We start from the raw sequence: 17,790 nt of genomic DNA on the forward strand, positions 1-17,790 counted from the left end.
TGGACTAACCTGTTTTAGTTATCGTTCTTAACGATAAAAACGATTAACTAACCCATTGAAATTTAGTAATAAAACAGTAGTCCTTTCTCGTATGCACCACGTTGCGGCAACAGAGCCGTTTTAGTTAATGATAAAAATTGTGCTTTCCGGTACTATGCGGCGGTTTTTTCCGCATTACTGAGAGCAATAATGTCCACCACACTGTTTAAAGATTTCACCTTCGAAGCCGCCCACCACCTTCCGCATGTTCCTGAAGGGCATAAATGTGGCCGTCTGCACGGGCACTCGTTTATGGTGCGTCTTGAGATAACCGGTGACGTCGATCCGCATACCGGTTGGATCATGGACTTTGCCGAGCTGAAGGCGGCATTCAAGCCGACCTACGATCGTCTGGATCACTACTATCTGAATGATATCCCGGGCCTTGAAAACCCGACCAGTGAAGTGCTGGCTAAATGGATTTGGGATCAGATGAAACCGCAGGTGCCTCTGCTGAGCGCGGTGATGATCAAAGAGACCTGCACCGCGGGCTGTATCTATCGCGGTGAGTAAAAAAAGCCCGGAATATCCGGGCTTTTTTTTAGGCGATGTTCAGGTACTTGTGCGTCTGCATCGACAGCCGCCAGTTGCGGGCAATACAGGTTTCAATACACAGGCGCGTGGCATCCTCTTTCTGGCTGATAGGCTGCAGCGCGATGATTCGCTGCTTTTCATCCGTCAGCGTGGCGAGCAGTTCATCCAGCGCTTCGATATCACGCACGCGGCCAACCGGGTGTTTAATCTCATCAGCACGCTCCAGCGCCTGAGAGAGTACATCGTAGCCGCCGCGCATGTTAACTTTCGGCGAAACCGTCACCCAGGTGGTGTGAGAACAGCGCACTTCATGCGTGCCGCTGGTTTCAATCTGACAGCTGTAGCCGTTCTTTTCGAGCAGCTCGGTCAGCGGCGTCAGGTCGTGGATGCAGGGTTCCCCCCCGGTAATCACCACGTGGCGCGCCGTCCAGCCCTGACGGCCAATGATCGCCAGCAGATCTTCTGCACTTCCCGCACCCCACTTATCGCTCTCTTTGGTTTTAGCCAGAATGCTAAACAGCGACACTTCCCGATCTGCGAGTTTATCCCACGTATGTTTGGTATCACACCAGGCACAGCCAACCGGGCATCCCTGTAATCGAATAAAGATGGCGGGAACGCCGGTAAAGTAACCCTCGCCTTGCAGGGTCTGGAACATCTCGTTAATCGGGTACTGCATAGTCATCTCAGTTAAGGGGATAAACGATAAGTATCGCAGATCCCCGTCAGATGGTCATGCTCCATCGGTGCTTTGAGCGCCAATCGCTGCCATAAACCGCGCAGTAATTTGCTGTGGGCGGGTGATGGCCCCGCCGACAACGACCATAAAGGCACCAAGTTCCAGGCACCTCGCCGCCCGTTCAGGTGTGTCAACGTTGCCTTCGGCCACCACGGGAATGTCGACGGCAGCCAGTACCTCTTTCAGAAATGCGCAGTCATTGTCCGGTAGCGCATGGCCTGCGGTTTCTGCCGTATAACCGTAAAGCGTGGTCCCCACACAATCAAAACCCAGCGCCTGCGCCGTCACGGCCTCTTCTGTTGTGGAAATATCCGCCATCAGGCGTACCGACGGGTACCGCGTGCGGATATGCGCGACCAGCGTCGCCAGGTCTTCGCCGCCAGGGCGCTGTCGCGCAGTCGCATCCAGGGCAATGATTTCCGGAGAGACCGTCATCAGCTCATCCACTTCTTTCATCGTGGCGGTGATAAACACCTCACTATCCGGATAATCGCGTTTGATGATGCCGATAACCGGCAGAACTACCTGCTGCTTGATGGCTTCGATATCCACCACGCTATTGGCACGGATCGCTGCCGCACCACCCTGCGCGGCGGCCAGCGCCATTCGTGACATAATAAACGCGCTATGCAGAGGTTCATTCTCCAGCGCCTGGCAGGAGACGACCAGTTTTCCCTTCAGGTTATCCAGTACAGTTTTCATTACGATAAGATCTCTTCCACTTCGTTTTTAATAATCGTGACATGCGGCCCATAAATGACCTGAACACCGTTGCCGCGGACGATAACGCCGCGCGCACCGGTCGCTTTCAGCGCCGATTCATTCACTTTGCTGCCATCCTTCACCGTGACGCGAAGACGCGTCGCGCAGCAGTCCACCTCTTCGAGATTGTCTTTGCCACCTAACCCGGCGATCACTGCAACGGCACGCTCGCTCTGCGAAACGGTCACTTCATCCGCCATCGCCTCTTTCTCACGCCCCGGCGTGGCAAAATCAAAGCGATTAATCAGATAGCGGAACGTAAAGTAATAAAGGAAGAACCACGGCACCCCTACCAGCGGTACGAACATCCAGTGGGTTTTGGCCTCGCCCTGGAGAATGCCGAACAGCACGAAGTCGATAAAACCGCCTGAGAAGGTTTGCCCGATAGTGATATGTAAAATATGGGCGAGCATAAACGCCAGCCCGTCAAACAGGGCGTGAATGACGTACAGCACCGGTGCAACAAAAAGGAATGAGAACTCAATAGGTTCAGTAATCCCCGTCAGGAACGAGGTCAATGCCGCCGAAAGTAACAGCCCCGCGACGCGTTTTTTGTTCTCCGGCTTTGCCGTGTGGTACATCGCGAGGCAGGCACCCAGCAGACCAAACATCATCGTGATGAAGCGTCCGGACATGAAACGCGACGTGCCTTCATAAAACTGGCGTGTTGTCGGGTCGGCAAGCTGGGCGAAGAAGATCCGCTGCGTACCTTCTACCAGCTGACCGTTAACGATCTCGCTGCCGCCAAGCGCGGTCGTCCAGAAGGGAAGATAGAAGATGTGGTGTAAACCAAACGGCCCGAGCATGCGCAAAATGAAACCGTACAGCATCGTCCCCAGATAACCGGTGGCATCCACAAGCCCGCCCAGACCGAAGATCAGCTTCTGGAAATGCGGCCAGATGACGGTCATTAATGCCCCGACAAGTATTGCCGCCAGCGAGCTGACGATCGGTACAAAACGTGAACCGCCAAAGAAACCCAGGAACTGCGGAAGAGCGATCTTATTGAACCGATGATGTAACGCGCAGGTCACAAGCCCGATGACGACCCCACCAAATACGCCGGTTTCCAGCGTCTGGATCCCCAGCGTCATTCCCTGCCCTACGGCACCCGGGTTCTCAAGCGCCAGTTTTCCGGTCAGGATCAGCAGCGCATTGATGGTGGCATTCATTACCAGAAAAGCGAGCAATGCCGCCAGCCCTGCGGTTCCTTTATCATTTTTTGCCAGCCCGACGGCGACCCCGACAGCAAACAGCACCGAGAGGTTGGCGAACACAATCGAACCGGCACTGCTCATAATGGTAAAGATGGCCTGTAGCCACGCGACATCTAAAAACGGGTAGGCCGTGAGGGTATTGGGGTTTGATAACGCGCCTCCAATCCCCAGCAACAAACCCGCCGCGGGCAAGACGGCGATGGGCAACATAAATGATTTGCCAAAGCGCTGCGCTTTCTCAAACCATCCGCCAGAAGAAGCCCCACTGAACATTTGCATCATTTTTTCATCCCCTCGTGTAAAGATGAAAATTTTTACCATATTAATTATATATAGTGAAAATTATCATCAATAACCAGGAGGACGATCATACTTTTTCGAAATGACTGGCATCTTTCCCCCGCTTTCCGCCACACTAGTCGACAGAAGAATGCATTAAGGATCTCGCATGTCAGACCATGAAAACCTGCTGCTGAAGCTACGCCAGGAGGCTTCCGGGTACAGCCCAACGCAACGAAAACTGGGAGAGTTTGTCCTCAACGATCCTGCCCGGGTGCTTTACCTGACGATCACTGAGCTGGCGCGCGAAAGTCATACCAGCGAGGCCAGCGTGACGCGTCTTTGCCGCACGCTGGGCTGTAAGGGGTACACGGAATTCAAAATGGCACTTGCGCTGGACATTCAGCAGGGTCAGCCAGAGCGTCAGGCCGGGGATGAAATTGATAGCGTAGTGGAAGAGTCTGTACAGGCTCTGCAGGATACCGCCAGACTGCTCGACAGAGCGCTGCTGGAAAAGGCGGCACAGGCGCTGCATCAGGCGCAGTCAGTCCAGATTTATGGGGTCGCTGCCAGTGCGATCCTCGCCGAGTATCTGCATTATAAGCTGTTGCGCCTGGGCAAACCTGTGCAGCTCTTCAGCGATATGCACCGTGCAGCCATGAATGCGACCACCCTCTCTAAAGCGTCGCTGGTGGTAGCCATCTCCAGTTCAGGCTCAACGCGGGATTTACTTCACGTCGTAAAACTTGCGCGCAAACGTGGCGTCCCCGTGCTGGCGCTCAGCAATACGCCGCGTAGCCCGCTGGCGTCCCTGAGCGATATGCTACTGGTTGCAGCCAAACCCGAGGGGCCTCTTAGCGCAGGCGCACTCAATGCCAAAGTGGGCGTTATGTTGCTGGTCGAGTTGCTTACCCACTCCCTTATTGCAATAGACGGTCATTACGGCGAGGTCAGCCAACAAACCGCCAGCGCAACGCTTCCGCTGTTGCTGTAAAAAACCTTCGCAGGCTATATATCAATAGCCTGCGAGTTCGTTATTTTAAGTGTACTTAAGCATCCGTTAAATTATTTACCGCATCAATGAATGATGTTACAAAGTATTTTTATAATTACATTTTGACTTAATATTCCCACGACACAGGAAGCACATTAATAATATATAAATCAGTAATTTAAAATAAATATCTTTATAAACTGAATTTTCTTCCCTCCTGCAATGTCCAATCTCACCCCCTGAATTCCTTACCTTAAAATAAGCTTAAGAAACGGTAAGGCTGCCCATTTTTTTATTTAAACGCCGTTTACTTTCGCCCGCCTACAATCCGCCTCATCAATCATAATGAGACGGTATCAATGAAAACCTTACTGATTACAGGCGTGACCGGATTTCTGGGTGGTGCAGTACTTGAAAAAATCCTGACCGGCGAGAGCGCCGTAAATTTACTTCTGCTTGCGCGCGCCAGCGACCCGCAAGGTGGGCTGGCGCGAGTGCAGGAGAATATGCGTAAGTTCAACGTGCCTGAGCATGCAGTGGCCTCGCTGAGCGTGGAGAATATCCTCATTGGCGATCTCAGCCAGCCGGAAGTCTTCCTGAACGATCCGCGCCTTGAACAGGTGACGCATGTCGTTAACTGCGCGGCCGTCGCGTCATTTGGCAACAATCCGCTTATCTGGAAGGTGAACGTCGAGGGAACCCTGGCGCTGGCGCGCCGCATGGAACGGGTGTCGACCCTACAGCGCTTCCTGCACGTTGGCACGGCGATGTCCTGCACGCCGGAGCAGGATTCGCTGGTCGCCGAAAGTGCAGAATTCAGAGAGAACGCCGAGCATCTGGTGGAATATACCTATTCGAAATCCACCATTGAACAGCTGATGCGCCAGCACTGTCCTGATCTGCCGCTGCTCATCGCCCGCCCGTCCATCGTCGTCGGCCATACCCGTCACGGCTGCACGCCTTCAAGCAGTATTTTCTGGGTCTTTAGCATGGGGTTAATGCTGCAAAAATTCATGTGTTCGATGGAAGACAAAATCGATGTCGTTCCGGTGGACTATTGTGCCGACGCGCTGTTAATGCTGCTTACCAGTGATGCACGTTCAGGGGAAGTGGTACATATTTCTGCCGGGGAAGAGAACAGCGTTCGCTTTGCTGATATTGATAAGGCAATGGCGCAGGCGCTGGAGAAAGCCCCTGTCGGAGATCGATACGCTCAGGTGAGTTACGAAACGCTGGTCAGAATGCGCCGCGAACTGAAGGATATTTTTGGGCCGTGCAACGAGCGCCTGATGCTGAAAGCAATGCGTTTATACGGTGCTTTTGCCACACTCAACGTGCGCTTCAGCAATGATAAGCTGCTTAGCATGGGCATGCCTAAGCCACCCCGCTTTACGGACTATATTGCCCGCTGCGTGCAAACCACTCAGGGGCTGACCATTCCGGAACAAATGGCGGTCGATTTTAAATAGCCAAAAAAAATGCCAGTCTTGCGACTGGCATTTTCATTTTAAGGCTTAGCGATTATGCCTGGCCTTTGATCTCTTTACGACCGTTGTATGGTGCTTTTTCGCCCAGTGCTTCTTCGATACGAATCAGCTGGTTGTATTTAGCAACACGGTCAGAACGGCTCATAGAACCGGTCTTGATCTGGCCAGCCGCGGTACCAACAGCCAGGTCAGCGATGGTAGCGTCTTCAGTTTCGCCAGAACGGTGAGAGATAACAGCGGTGTAGCCAGCGTCTTTCGCCATTTTGATCGCAGCCAGCGTTTCGGTCAGAGAACCGATCTGGTTGAATTTGATCAGGATGGAGTTAACGATGCCTTTCTCGATGCCTTCTTTCAGGATCTTGGTGTTGGTTACGAACAGGTCGTCACCCACCAGCTGGATTTTGTCGCCCAGTACTTTAGTCTGATATGCGAAGCCATCCCAGTCAGATTCGTCCAGACCGTCTTCGATAGAAACGATTGGGTACTGTTTGGTCAGGTCTTCCAGGAAGTGAGTGAACTCTTCAGAGGTGAACGCTTTGTTGCCTTCGCCAGCCAGAACGTATTTACCGTCTTTGTAGAATTCAGACGCTGCACAGTCCATCGCCAGAGTGATGTCTTTGCCCAGCTCGTAGCCTGCTGCTTTAACCGCTTCAGCGATAACAGCCAGTGCTTCTGCGTTAGAACCCAGGTTTGGCGCATAGCCACCTTCGTCACCAACAGCCGTGTTCATACCTTTAGCTTTCAGAACTTTAGCCAGGTTGTGGAACACTTCAGAACCCATACGTACTGCTTCTTTCAGGGATTTCGCGCCAACTGGCTGAATCATAAATTCCTGAATATCAACGTTGTTGTCTGCGTGCTCACCACCGTTGATGATGTTCATCATCGGTACAGGCATGGAGTATTTGCCTGGAGTGCCGTTCAGTTCAGCGATGTGTTCGAACAGTGGCATACCTTTAGCAGCCGCTGCAGCTTTGGCGTTCGCCAGGGAAACGGCCAGGATTGCGTTAGCACCGAAGTTAGATTTGTTTTCAGTACCGTCCAGATCGATCATGATCTTGTCGATGCCAGCCTGGTCTTTAGCGTCTTTGCCAATGATTGCCTGAGCAATAGGGCCGTTTACGGCGCCAACAGCTTTCAGTACGCCTTTGCCCATGAAACGGGATTTGTCGCCATCGCGCAGTTCCAGCGCTTCGCGGGAACCAGTAGAAGCACCTGACGGAGCAGCTGCCATACCGACGAAACCACCTTCCAGGTGAACTTCGGCTTCAACGGTCGGGTTACCACGGGAGTCGATGATTTCACGACCGATGACTTTAACGATTTTGGACATTAGATTTTCCTCAGTACAAGTTAAACTAAAACTCCAGACAAACAACGCGTACCAGGGGTACGCGTTGCCGTTCTAACTTTTTTTACTTCGCCTGACGCTTCTGGTAATCGCTGGCGGCTTTCACAAAGCCTGCAAACAGCGGATGCCCGTCACGTGGCGTTGAAGTAAATTCCGGGTGGAACTGGCAGGCGACAAACCACGGATGGTTTGGCACTTCGATGATCTCGACTAACTGATCATCCCCGGAGCGGCCCGCAACACGCAGACCCGCAGCTTCAATTTGTTTCAACAACATGTTGTTGACTTCATAGCGGTGACGATGACGTTCGGTGATAACCGGCTCGCCATACAGCTTGCGAACGACGCTGTCGTCGGACAGCTGGCAGGCCTGTGCGCCAAGACGCATCGTGCCACCCAGGTCGCTCTTCTCGGTACGGACTTCGACGTTACCTTCTTCGTCGCGCCATTCAGTGATAAGCGCCACGACAGGGTACTTACAGTCTGGCACAAATTCCGTAGAGTTCGCGTTTTCCATTCCCGCTACGTTGCGCGCAAATTCGATCAGCGCAACCTGCATACCCAGGCAGATACCGAGGTATGGAATATTGTTTTCACGCGCATAGCGTGCGGTGGCGATCTTGCCTTCTACACCACGGTAGCCGAAGCCGCCAGGGATAAGGATCGCATCCAAATCTTTCAGAATTTCAACGCCACGCGTTTCAACATCCTGCGAATCAATCAGCTTGATGTTAACGGAGACGCGGTTCTTCAGACCACCGTGTTTCAGCGCTTCGATAACTGACTTATAGGCATCTGGCAGTTCAATGTACTTGCCAACCATGCCGATAGTCACTTCGCCAGCCGGATTCGCTTCTTCGTAAATAACCTGTTCCCATTCAGACAGGTTAGCTTCCGGACAGTTCAAGCTGAATCGTTTACAAATATAATCGTCCAGGCCCTGTGATTTCAACAGGCCCGGGATTTTATAAATGGAATCGACATCTTTCATTGAAATAACGGCTTTTTCCGGCACGTTACAGAACAATGCAATTTTCGCGCGTTCGTTCGCCGGAACCGCGCGATCGGAACGGCAAACCAGGATGTCTGGCTGAATACCGATGGAGAGCAACTCTTTAACGGAGTGCTGAGTAGGTTTGGTTTTCACTTCACCTGCGGCTGCCATGTAAGGCACCAGCGTCAAGTGCATGAACAGCGCGTTTTCACGGCCAATATCAACCGCCAGCTGACGAATCGCTTCCAGGAATGGCAGGGATTCGATATCACCCACGGTACCGCCGATTTCAACCAGCACCACGTCGTGGCCTTCGCCGCCCGCAATAATGCGTTCTTTGATAGCGTTAGTGATGTGTGGGATAACCTGAACGGTAGCACCAAGATAATCACCACGGCGCTCTTTACGCAGAACGTCGGAGTAGATACGGCCTGTCGTGAAGTTGTTACGACGGGTCATTTTAGTGCGGATGAAACGCTCGTAGTGGCCAAGATCCAGATCGGTTTCAGCGCCGTCTTCAGTAACGAACACTTCCCCGTGTTGGATTGGACTCATGGTGCCCGGATCGACGTTGATGTACGGATCCAGTTTCATCATGGTCACATTGAGGCCACGGGCTTCAAGAATGGCTGCGAGGGAGGCTGCGGCAATGCCTTTACCCAGAGAGGATACGACCCCGCCGGTCACAAAAATATAGTTCGTTGTCATGCTGAACCTGAGAAGTTAGGGTGAAACGATGGAATAACCAGGACGGGAAAGTAGTATACCCGAACACGGCGAGCGCCACAAACTTTCATTCTCCGTCTCCTGTCCAGCCAATGACAAACATAAGGAGTGAGAAAATAGCCCCTTTTGGGTAAATGTTTTTGACGCAAATCAAGCGCTTGTCATTTAAAAAATCACACAAATTGCGCTTGATCGCAAAATTTCGTTAGAGATCAGTTTCCTGGCGTTTTACTTCTTGCCAGACTTCTTCCATCGCATCGAGGTCGATTCCGCTCATTTCCAGGCCGCGCGAGGCCACAATCCGCTCAACTTCGCGAAAGCGTCGTTCGAACTTAATGTTGGCTTTTTGCAGGGCGGTTTCCGCTTTTACACCCAGATGGCGAGAAAGGTTGACGGTCGCGAACAGCAAATCGCCCATCTCTTCTTCAAGCTTTGCTTCATCTACCACGGCCTGTTGCGCTTCGTGCATCACTTCGTCGATCTCTTCATGCACTTTTTCCAGCACCGGGCCAAGAGACGTCCAGTCAAAGCCAACCGCGGAGCAGCGTTTCTGAATTTTATGCGCCCGCATCAGCGCAGGCAGGTTCAGGGGGATGTCATCCAGTGCCGAGTGCTGGGATTTCTCCGCGCGCTCGGCGCTTTTAATCTGTTCCCAGCGCGCCAGCACTTCCGCGCTATCGCCTGCGGTGGCATCGCTAAAGATATGCGGATGACGGCGTTCCAGTTTGTCGCTGATGGCAGCGCAGATGTCGTCGAAGTTAAAACGCCCCTCTTCCTGCGCCATTTGCGCATAGAACACCACCTGGAACAGCAGGTCACCCAGTTCGCCACGCAGGTCATCAAAATCCTCGCGTGAAATGGCGTCCAGCACTTCATAGGTCTCTTCGAGGGTGTACGGGGCGATGGTGGCGAAAGTCTGCTCTTTGTCCCACGGGCAGCCGTTTTCCGGATCGCGCAGGCGTTTCATGATGCCAAGCAGGCGGTCAATTTGGGTCATAATTCTGTCCTGATTAAAAATAAATGCCGGGTAAAGGCTACGCCTTACCCGGCTTACAGAAAGGTGGGCTTACCCGCCGTGCAGACGACGTGCGTCAATCACATCCGGGACCTGGTTCAGTTTGCCAAGCACGCGGCCCAGCACCTGCAGGTTGTAGATTTCGATGGTCATATCGATGGTGGCAAGCTGCTCGCGCGTATCGCTGCGGCTGGCCACGCCCAGCACGTTGACCTTCTCGTTCGCGAGAATGGTCGTAATATCACGCAGCAGGCCGCTGCGGTCGTTTGCGGTGACGCGAACCACCAGTGAGTACCCCGCCGAGTAGCTCTCCCCCCAGACCGCTTCCACTATACGTTCCGGTGCATGCGACTGCAGCTCGGCAAGCTGGTCGCAGTCTGAACGGTGAATGGAAATCCCGCGTCCCTGAGTGATAAAGCCAACGATATCATCACCCGGGATTGGCTGGCAGCAGCGGGCAATGTGATGCATCAGATTACCCACCCCTTCCACCACAACGCGGCCATTGTCTTTGCTGCGCTGCTGTGGCGCATAGGTTTTCTGCTGCAGCTGCTTCAGCGCCGCCGCATCCTGCTCCGCCGCGCTTGGCTTGTTGAACTGCGCCTGCAGGAAGTTCACCATCTGATTAAGACGGATATCACCGCCGCCAATCGCCGCCAGCAGTTCATCCAGCTCGTTGAAGTTGTAGCGCGGCAGCAGGAATTTCTCGGCCTCTTTCAGGCTTATGCCGATATGTTCGAGCTCGTCGTCGAGGATCTGGCGACCGGCCAGAATGTTCTTGTCACGATCCTGCTTACGGAACCAGGCGTGAATTTTTGAGCGCCCGCGGCTGGTGGTGACATAACCCAGGTTCGGGTTAAGCCAGTCACGGCTCGGGTTAGGCTGCTTCTGCGTGATGATTTCAATCTGGTCGCCCATCTGCAGCTGATAGGTAAACGGTACGATACGCCCGCCAATTTTCGCCCCGATGCAGCGGTGCCCCACATCACTGTGGATGTGATAGGCAAAGTCCAGCGGCGTGGAGCCTGCTGGCAGGTCGACCACGTCACCTTTCGGCGTAAAGACGTAGACCCGGTCGTCAAAGACCTGGCTTCGCACTTCATCCAGCATTTCGCCGGAATCCGCCATCTCTTCCTGCCACGCAATCAGCTTACGCAGCCAGGCAATACGGTCTTCATGACCAGAGCGCACGCCACCTGACGTCCCCTCTTTGTATTTCCAGTGCGCCGCGACGCCAAGCTCAGCGTCCTCGTGCATCTGTTTGGTACGAATTTGAATCTCGACCGTTTTGCCGCCAGGCCCCAGCACCACGGTATGAATAGACTGATAGCCGTTAGGTTTCGGGTTCGCGACATAGTCATCGAACTCATCTGGCAGATGGCGGAAGTGAGTATGTACTATCCCTAACGCGGCGTAGCAATCCTGCAGACGCTCTGCAACGATGCGCACGGCGCGCACGTCAAACAGCTCATCAAAGGCGAGATGTTTCTTCTGCATTTTGCGCCAGATGCTGTAGATGTGCTTGGGTCGACCATAGACTTCGGCCCGCACATTCTCTTCTTTCATCGACTGGCGCAATCCGCTGACGAACTCCTCAATATAGTGCTCGCGGTCAATGCGGCGCTCGTGCAGGAGTTTTGCAATCCGCTTATATTCTGCCGGGTGCAGGTAACGGAAGCAGTAATCCTCCAGCTCCCATTTCAGTTGACCAATCCCTAAGCGGTTCGCCAGCGGTGCATAGATGTTCGTACACTCTTTCGCGGCCAGTACGCGCTCGTCTTCCGGCGCATCTTTTACTTCGCGCAGGTGGGCAACGCGTTCAGCGAGCTTGATGACCACGCAGCGGAAATCGTCCACCATGGCCAGCAGCATCCGGCGAACGTTATCAACTTGCTCAGAGGAGACGGAATCGGTATGTGCGGCTTTGAGCTGGCGGATTGCCGCCATATCCCGTACGCCGTGGATCAACGCCACGACGGATTGCCCGACGCTGTCGCGCAGCACGTCTTCAGTGACGACATCCGCATCGGCAAGAGGGAACAAAAGCGCGGCCTGCAGCGTTTCGATATCCATGTTCAGCATGGATAAGATTTCAACCATCTCCACGCCGCGCCACAATAACAGTTCGGCGTCAGGATGCCCCAGAGTGGTGCGCTGACAGTAGGCCCAGGTTTCGGTTAAGCGTTCACACGACTGCTGGCTGGAAATCCCCAGACTTGCTATCCATTTTTGTGGGTCAAACTCCCCAGCTTTATTAAGATGTGCACTTCTTACCGCAACCATTGTCCTCTCCTTTAGGGACCAGGGCCTGTCGAAGTCGACAAGCCAAACTAATTAGATGTGCTCAAACAACACCATCGATTCCAGATGCCCAGTGTGCGGGAACATGTCCAGCATTGCCAGACGCTGAATCTGGTAACCCGCACGGATTAATGCCTCACTGTCTCGGGCAAGCGTTGCCGGGTTACAGGAAACATAGACCACGCGCCTGGGCGCGAGTTTAATTATATGTTGCATTACACCCGGTGCACCTGCGCGCGCCGGGTCGAGAAGAATTTTGTCAAACCCCTGCGTCGCCCACGGCTGCTGCGTCACATCTTCCTCAAGATTTTGGTGAAAGAATGTCACATTTTGCAAGCCGTTCTGTCGTGCGTTCTCCTGCCCTTTAGCCACCAGCGCCTCAACGCCTTCGACGCCCACAACGCTTGCCGCCTGCCGGGCCAAAGGCAGCGTGAAATTGCCCATTCCGCAGAACAGGTCAAGTACCCGATCGCTCTTCTGCACATCGAGCCATATCAGCGCTTTCTCAATCATTTGCTGATTGACGCCATCATTTACCTGAATGAAATCGCGCGGACTGAACGTTAAGCGTAGCCCGTTTGACGCATACCAGGGCGCTTCACCTGTCAGTTGCTCAAGTATCTCGCTTTGGGGGGCAAGGAAAAGCGCCAGCTCGTGGGAATGCGAAAAGCGTTCCAGTTTTTCGCGATCTTTTGTCGACAGCGGCGCGGTGTGGCGCAGCACCATCAGCGGGCCATTGTTGGCCATGACCAGTTCGACGTGCCCGAGGTGACGAACGCCGTCCAGTCCGCAGAGGCAGGCGTGCACGTCAGGAAGCAATGCCTCAAGACGGGGCACCAAAATGGGGCACTGCCTGATATCGACGATATCGCTGGAGCTGGCTTTGCGAAACCCCATCTCCAGCCGCTCAGTTTTTGGCTGATAGTTCAGGCTCAAACGCGCGCGACGACGATAGCCCCAGGGCTGGTCGGCGATGATCTCGTTGACGTCGTGCTTAAGCAGGCGGGCCAGGGCGCTGCTTTTACTTTTTTGCTGTAATTCTGTGCTGACATGCTGTTGCTGACAGCCACCGCAGACGCCAAAATGCGGGCAGCGAGGCTTCACGCGGTCCGGGCTATCGTTATGACGCTGCTTAACCTGCCCGCGTGCAAACTGGCGTTTATCTTCCGTCAGCGTAATTTCTGCTCGTTCTGTTGGCAGTAAACCTGTTATAAACAGTGTCTTACCATTATGACGCGCAACCCCCTGGCCAAAGGGATCGAGGTCAGTGGCTTCAACAGTTATGATCTGACGCGTCGTCACGCGTCGCTTTGCAGAGTAGAATTGCGCCATCGCCGAGATTTTTCTCACATAAACATAATTATCCTAATTGTCCCATAACGGAACGCCATGACCAACTACAGCCTGCGCGCGCGCATGATGATTTTGATCCTCGCCCCCACCGTTCTCATCGGTTTGCTGCTGAGTATCTTTTTTGTGGTGCACCGCTATAACGATTTGCAGCGGCAACTGGAAGATGCCGGTGCCAGCATTATCGAACCGCTGGCCGTCTCCAGTGAGTATGGGATGAACCTGCAAAACCGCGAATCGATAGGTCAGTTAATCAGCGTGCTGCACCGCCGTCATTCGGATATCGTGCGTGCTATCTCCGTTTACGACGAGCATAACCGCCTCTTTGTCACCTCGAATTTTCATCTGGATCCAGCGGCCCTGAAAATTCCTGACGGTACGCCCTTCCCGCGCCACCTCACCGTGCTGCGACGCGGCGATATCATGATCCTGCGCACCCCGATTATTTCGGAAAGCTATTCACCCGATGAATCCGCCCAGTCTGACGCCAAATCCAGCGACAATATGCTCGGATATGTGGCGCTGGAGCTGGATCTCAAGTCGGTGCGTCTGCAGCAGTACAAAGAAATTTTCATCTCCGGCGTTATGATGCTGTTCTGTATCGGGATTGCACTTATCTTCGGCTGGCGCCTGATGCGTGACGTGACGGGGCCCATTCGCAACATGGTTAACACCGTCGACCGCATTCGCCGGGGCCAGCTCGACAGCCGGGTGGAAGGGTTTATGCTGGGCGAGCTCGATATGCTCAAAAACGGCATTAACTCGATGGCGATGTCGCTGGCGGCGTATCACGAAGAGATGCAGCACAACGTCGACCAGGCGACCTCTGACCTGCGCGAAACCCTGGAGCAGATGGAGATTCAGAACGTTGAGCTGGATCTGGCGAAAAAACGCGCGCAGGAAGCCGCACGTATCAAATCCGAGTTCCTCGCGAATATGTCCCACGAGCTGCGTACGCCGCTCAATGGCGTGATTGGCTTTACCCGTCTGACGCTAAAAAGCGAGCTGAACCCAACCCAGCGCGATCATCTGCACACCATTGAGCGCTCGGCCAACAACCTGCTGGCGATCATTAACGACGTGCTGGACTTCTCCAAGCTGGAAGCCGGCAAGCTGATCCTGGAGAGCATCCCGTTCCCGCTGCGCAGCACGCTCGATGAAGTGGTGACGCTGCTCGCACACTCGTCGCACGATAAAGGCCTGGAGCTGACGCTCAACATTAAAAATGACGTGCCGGATAACGTCATTGGCGACCCGCTGCGCCTGCAGCAGGTGATTACAAACCTTGTCGGTAACGCCATCAAATTCACCGAAAGCGGCAACATTGATATTCTGGTGGAAAAGCGCTCCATCAGTAATAACAAGGTTCAGATTGAAGTTCAGATCCGCGATACCGGCATCGGTATTCCAGAGCGGGATCAGTCCCGTCTGTTCCAGGCGTTTCGTCAGGCCGATGCAAGTATTTCCAGACGTCATGGCGGCACGGGGCTGGGTCTGGTTATCACACAGAAACTGGTTAAGGAGATGGGGGGAGATATCTCTTTCCACAGCCAGCCAAACCGGGGCTCCACGTTCTGGTTCCATATCAATCTGGACCTTAACCCGAACGTGCTGACCGACGGTCCGGTAACCAATTGCCTGAAAGGAATGCGCCTTGCCTACGTTGAGCCGAACGCCGCAGCGGCGCAGTGTACGCTTGATATCTTAAGCACCACGCCGCTGGAGGTGATCTACAGCCCTACCTTCTCAGCGCTTGCCGTGGAGCATTACGACATCCTGCTGTTGGGGATCCCGGTCACCTTTACCGGCGAGCTCACCATGCAACAGGAACGGCTGGCGAAAGCCGCATCGATGACCGACTACCTGCTGCTGGCCCTGCCGTGTCATGCCCAGATCAATGCAGAAGAGTTAAAAAATGACGGGGCCGCCGCCTGCCTGCTTAAGCCACTTACCGCGACCCGCCTGCTGCCAGCACTGACGGAATACTGTCGTCTGAGCCAGCACGCTCTGCCGCTGATTGACGATGAGCAAAAATTGCCGATGAGCGTAATGGCGGTGGATGATAATCCGGCCAACCTGAAGCTGATTGGCGTGTTGCTTGAAGATCAGGTTCAGCACGTAGAGCTGTGTACCAGCGGTGCGCAGGCGGTTGAGCATGCGAAACAGATGCAGTTCGATTTAATTCTGATGGATATTCAGATGCCCGGCATGGATGGCATTCGTGCCTGCGAGCTGATCCGTCAGCTCCCGCATCAGCAGCAAACGCCAGTGATTGCGGTCACCGCCCACGCGATGGCCGGTCAGAAAGAGAAGCTGCTGAGTGCCGGAATGAATGATTATCTGGCCAAACCTATCGACGAAGAGAAGCTGCATAGCCTGCTGTTACGCTATAAGCCGGGGCATATCGGCGGAACGTACACGGTATCGTCCGAATCGGTGGAAATCAGCGTCAATCAAAACGCCACCTTTGACTGGCAGCTTGCGCTGCGCCAGGCGGCGGGTAAGCCTGATTTGGCCCGCGACATGCTGCAAATGCTGGTCGCGTTTCTGCCGGAAATTCGTAATAAGGTCGAAGAGCAGCTGGTGGGTGAAAACCCGGAAGATCTGCTGGAAGCCATTCATAAGCTGCACGGTAGCTGCGGCTACAGCGGTGTGCCGCGGCTGAAGAATCTCTGCCAGTTGCTGGAGCAACAGCTTCGCGCGGGCACGCCGGAAACAGAGCTTGAACCGGAATTTCTGGAGCTGCTGGACGAGATGGATAATGTGACGCGGGAAGCCATGAAGGTGTTAGGTAACTAGCGTTGCCCTCTCCCGCCGGGAGAGGGCAAACAGGATTGCCCGCCGTTCAGAGCCTGAACGCTTGCCCCACTTTCAGCACTGCAGCGATATTGCGTGCGGCCATCCGCACATTGTCGCTGGCATTTTCCAGCGCGTCCTCCAGCGAACAGATGGTATAAATCACGCTGAATACCGCGTCGATGCCGTGATTATGTACCACCCCGACATCCGCCGTCAGGCTACCCGCAATACCGATGACCGGTTTATTAAAGCGTTTAGCCACCTTCGCGACGCCCACCGGCACTTTGCCGTGGATCGTCTGACTGTCGATGCGCCCTTCTCCCGTAATCACCAGATCGGCGTTAGCCACCTGCTCTGCCAGATGCAGCGCATCGGTGACAATCTCAATCCCCTGACGAAGCTGCGCACCGCAGAAAGCGTAGAGTGCCGCCCCCATCCCACCCGCCGCACCGCCGCCGGCAAGGTTGATGACGTCGATATCCAGATCCCGGGCAATGACCTGCGCGTAATGCGCCAGGGCGTTATCCAGGGTCACAATCATCTCCGGCGTGGCGCCTTTTTGCGGGCCAAAGACCGCGGATGCCCCTTCGTCGCCGGTGAGCGGATTAGTGACGTCACAGGCGACTTCAATCCGGCACTCCGCCAGACGGTTATCCAACCCGCTCAGGTCGATACGGGCCAGTTTTGCCAGCTCGCCGCCCCCCTGTCCAAGGGGCTGCTCGTTGGTATCCAGCAGCTTTACCCCCAGCGCCTGCACCATGCCGGCACCGCCGTCATTGGTGGCACTGCCGCCAATACCAATAATAATATGCTTAACGCCCGCATCCAGCGCGTGCCGGATAAGCTCGCCGGTCCCCCAGGAGGTGGTAAGAAGGGGATTGCGTTGCGAAGGCGCAACCAGCTCCAGACCGCTTGCCGCCGCCATTTCAATAAACGCGCTCTGTTCGTCACCGGAGATGCCATAGAACCCGTCCACAGGCTCACCCAGCGGGCCTGAGACAGAGGCATGGACAATGCGCCCCTGCGTCGCCGCCACCATAGCTTCTACGGTACCTTCTCCACCATCGGCGACCGGCAATTTCACAAAGTCAGCCGCGGGGAAAATCTCGCGAAAACCCTGCTCAATCGCGGTGGCTACCTCAAGGGCACTCAGGCTTTCCTTATACGAATCCGGTGCGATAACAATCTTCATAAGCCATCCTT

General features: G+C 54.4%; 13 protein-coding genes. 4 read left to right on the top strand and 9 right to left on the bottom strand.

Annotation, left to right across the window (positions count from 1 at the left end):
• The first annotated feature begins 189 nt into the window (after positions 1–189).
• Positions 190–552, top strand: a complete 363-nt coding sequence (queD, locus tag BJ887_RS09145) for a 6-carboxytetrahydropterin synthase QueD (RefSeq protein WP_014171404.1) — start codon at positions 190–192, stop codon at positions 550–552.
• A gap of 28 nt (positions 553–580) precedes the next feature.
• Here queD and queE read toward each other — a convergent pair whose 3' ends face one another.
• From queE to BJ887_RS09160, 3 genes are read right to left on the bottom strand one after another with little or no spacing between them, the layout of a single operon-like run.
• Positions 581–1,252 (bottom strand): 7-carboxy-7-deazaguanine synthase QueE, encoded by a 672-nt coding sequence (gene queE, locus BJ887_RS09150; protein WP_020883810.1) that lies wholly within the window; start codon positions 1,250–1,252, stop codon positions 581–583.
• A gap of 54 nt (positions 1,253–1,306) precedes the next feature.
• Positions 1,307–2,014: an N-acetylmannosamine-6-phosphate 2-epimerase gene (locus tag BJ887_RS09155; protein WP_032678870.1), complete on the bottom strand. Its 708-nt coding sequence runs from the start codon at positions 2,012–2,014 to the stop codon at positions 1,307–1,309.
• Entirely contained in the window at positions 2,014–3,573 is a 1,560-nt protein-coding gene (locus BJ887_RS09160; protein WP_121339780.1) for a maltose/glucose-specific PTS transporter subunit IIC, read from the bottom strand. Before BJ887_RS09160 ends, BJ887_RS09155 begins: the two co-directional genes overlap by 1 nt.
• Before the next feature lie 166 nt (positions 3,574–3,739).
• On the opposite strand from BJ887_RS09160, the gene BJ887_RS09165 reads away from it, so the two are divergent.
• Together BJ887_RS09165 and BJ887_RS09170 are read left to right on the top strand one after the other, a co-directional pair.
• A complete protein-coding gene (locus BJ887_RS09165) occupies positions 3,740–4,564 on the top strand; it encodes a MurR/RpiR family transcriptional regulator (protein ID WP_104440332.1) in 825 nt (274 codons plus the stop codon).
• A 359-nt stretch (positions 4,565–4,923) separates the two neighbouring features.
• Positions 4,924–6,033, top strand: a complete 1,110-nt coding sequence (locus tag BJ887_RS09170) for an SDR family oxidoreductase (protein ID WP_121339781.1) — start codon at positions 4,924–4,926, stop codon at positions 6,031–6,033.
• 52 nt (positions 6,034–6,085) lie between these two features.
• Here the strand turns inward: BJ887_RS09170 and eno are convergent, their stop codons facing one another.
• From eno to rlmD, 5 genes are all read right to left on the bottom strand, one after another.
• Entirely contained in the window at positions 6,086–7,384 is a 1,299-nt protein-coding gene (gene eno / locus BJ887_RS09175) for a phosphopyruvate hydratase (RefSeq protein WP_014885045.1), read from the bottom strand.
• Between the two features lie 82 nt (positions 7,385–7,466).
• The gene (gene pyrG / locus BJ887_RS09180) at positions 7,467–9,104 is read right to left on the bottom strand and encodes a glutamine hydrolyzing CTP synthase (RefSeq protein ID WP_014171412.1); all 1,638 of its coding nucleotides are present in this window, start codon (positions 9,102–9,104) and stop codon (positions 7,467–7,469) included.
• A gap of 223 nt (positions 9,105–9,327) precedes the next feature.
• A complete protein-coding gene (gene mazG, locus BJ887_RS09185; protein ID WP_032680388.1) occupies positions 9,328–10,119 on the bottom strand; it encodes a nucleoside triphosphate pyrophosphohydrolase in 792 nt (263 codons plus the stop codon).
• Positions 10,120–10,188: 69 nt separating this feature from the next.
• A complete protein-coding gene (gene relA / locus BJ887_RS09190; protein ID WP_014171414.1) occupies positions 10,189–12,420 on the bottom strand; it encodes a GTP diphosphokinase in 2,232 nt (743 codons plus the stop codon).
• Between the two features lie 51 nt (positions 12,421–12,471).
• On the bottom strand, positions 12,472–13,770 hold the full coding sequence (gene rlmD / locus BJ887_RS09195; protein WP_121339782.1) for a 23S rRNA (uracil(1939)-C(5))-methyltransferase RlmD: 1,299 nt from the start codon (positions 13,768–13,770) through the stop codon (positions 12,472–12,474).
• A 57-nt stretch (positions 13,771–13,827) separates the two neighbouring features.
• Here rlmD and barA point away from each other — a divergent pair, with 57 nt between their 5' ends.
• The gene (gene barA / locus BJ887_RS09200; RefSeq protein ID WP_121339783.1) at positions 13,828–16,587 is read left to right on the top strand and encodes a two-component sensor histidine kinase BarA; all 2,760 of its coding nucleotides are present in this window, start codon (positions 13,828–13,830) and stop codon (positions 16,585–16,587) included.
• A 46-nt stretch (positions 16,588–16,633) separates the two neighbouring features.
• Here the strand turns inward: barA and BJ887_RS09205 are convergent, their stop codons facing one another.
• Positions 16,634–17,779 (bottom strand): glycerate kinase, encoded by a 1,146-nt coding sequence (locus tag BJ887_RS09205; protein ID WP_025203356.1) that lies wholly within the window; start codon positions 17,777–17,779, stop codon positions 16,634–16,636.
• Positions 17,780–17,790 lie beyond the last annotated feature (11 nt).

It is taken from the genome of Enterobacter sp. WPR_3_1 (genome assembly GCF_003635055.1).
GTDB lineage: Bacteria > Pseudomonadota > Gammaproteobacteria > Enterobacterales > Enterobacteriaceae > Enterobacter > Enterobacter ludwigii.